General features: G+C 46.1%; 1 protein-coding gene. It reads left to right on the forward strand.

The features are described 5' to 3' along the window. The first annotated feature begins 557 nt into the window (after positions 1–557). The gene (locus F6K63_RS36625; RefSeq protein ID WP_287314978.1) at positions 558–2,069 is read left to right on the forward strand and encodes a group II intron reverse transcriptase/maturase; all 1,512 of its coding nucleotides are present in this window, start codon (positions 558–560) and stop codon (positions 2,067–2,069) included. The last annotated feature ends 88 nt before the right edge of the window (positions 2,070–2,157 follow it).

A 2,157-nucleotide genomic window follows, 5' to 3' on the forward strand; every position in this document is an offset into this window, starting at 1 on the left:
GTGCGGCTCGTTTTAGCTAGGAGCCTCTAGAAACTAGAGGGGTATGAGTTAAGGGATTCGCGGGGATAACCCCGAAATCCTAACTATTTCCTGGATGGTGGTGAAAACCCACCCCTTGAGGAGACAAGTGACTCCCTATCTTTGGCCACACCGAGGTGAACGGCATTTCATCAGAGTGAAGCTGGCACCAGGGCGGAATCAGAGGTGAAACAGATTAGCCACACTGCCGCTAACGGGGAGATGACATGGGTAAACAAATCCTAAAAAAATGTCTAATGAATTCAGCACAATCTGACAAAAACATGTGCATGACACCCTCTCATTCTCGCGGAAAGAATTGTTGTTATTCGCAATCTCTGAGAAGAGGGTAGGCAGACTGGATTGCCCTAAATCATCAAAACAATCTGGGAAATGGAACGAGTAAAAACGATGGTAATAATTGGGTCTGAAGAACGGTCGTAACTTCGGTAAGCTATGCCAAGCCTAATCCCCACCATCGGGTAAGATGTGCTCAAAACTGGGCACGGGTATTCAGAACACACAAACCAATGGAGAGAATGGGTAGACACAGACAAAAATCTAGTGACCTTTGGAAAGGACAAAACTGGAAGCAACTCCGGAAAAATCTTTTCCGCCTACAGAGGCGCGTGTATAAAGCGGTTCAAGCTGGTGACTTGAGGAAAGCTCGGTCTCTACAGAAACTGATACTGAAATCCCGTTCAGCACAGCTTTTGGCCATCCGTCAAGTAACTCAGCTCAATCAGGGCAAGAAAACCGCCGGTATCGACGGGAAAACTGCACTGAATTATGACGAGAGACTGGGACTACTTGAGAACATGAGGCAAAACGCCCTCGACTGGAAGCACTCCGGCCTCCGAGAAATCCCAATCCCTAAAAAGAATGGGAAAGTAAGGATACTCAAGATACCAACAATCTCCGATAGAGCATGGCAATGTCTAGCAAAATTCGCTCTCGAACCAGCACACGAAGCCCTGTTCCATGCCCGCAGTTATGGGTTTAGAACAGGAAGAAGTGCCCACGATGCCCAAAAATACGTATTTGACAATCTAAAGTCAAGAGTAAACGGCATCAACAAAAGAATAGTCGAGTTAGACATCAAGAAGTGCTTCGACCGTATCTCCCATAAGTCCATAATGGATAGGATAATTGCGCCAGCAAGTTTGAAGACTGGGATATTCCGCTGTCTCAAAGCAGGAGTTGACCTGGAATTTCCTGAGCAAGGAACTCCACAGGGAGGCGTCGTTAGCCCACTACTCGCTAATATTGCACTTGACGGAATAGAAGGGATACATCCAAGCGTCAGATATGCAGACGACATGGTAATATTCCTCAAGCCAAAAGACAACGCTGAGAAAATCCTGAATAAAATCAAGGAATTCCTGGCGGAACGCGGCATGGAAATCAGCGAAGAAAAGACCAAGATAACCAAGACGACAGACGGATTCGACTTCCTAGGATGGCACATGCGTGTCAAACAAAACGGAAAGTTCCAATGTACTCCCTCAGCGGACAATCATAGGAACATCCGCAGGAAAATTAAGGCCGTAGTCAACAACTCGAATTATGGTGCAAAAGTTAAAGCTAAGAAACTAGCCCCCATTGTGCGTGGATGGAGGAATTACCACAAGTATTGCGACATGGGCAGCTCCCGAGACAATTTATGGCACATGAGATATACCGCACACCGGAAATTCCGTAGCGAAAAGAAGGTAAACCGGTACCAGGCCAATAAACTATGTGAGAAGGGTTTCCCCGCAGTAGGGTATGAACAAAACAAACACATAATGGTAAAAGGGACTAAGTCCCCTTATGACGGAGACTTAGTCTATTGGAGTCAGAGAAATTCCCAGCTCTACTCCGATGCTACCGCAAAAGCTTTAAAGAAACAAAACCATTCCTGTGGGTATTGCGGAATGAAATTCATTGATGAAGAAAGAGTACATCTCCACCACATTGATGGAAATCATGACAACTGGAAGAAAAACAACCTTATGGCTGTCCACCAAAGTTGTCACCAACATATTCATGGGGGCAAGTCGAAAGACTAGAATATCTAGGAGCCGGATGAGGGGAAACTTTCACGTCCGGATTTGAAGGAGAGGTGCCCTGGGTAATACCAGGCATCGACTCTAATGG

It is taken from the genome of Moorena sp. SIO1G6, assembly GCF_010672795.1.
Classification (GTDB): domain Bacteria; phylum Cyanobacteriota; class Cyanobacteriia; order Cyanobacteriales; family Coleofasciculaceae; genus Moorena; species Moorena producens.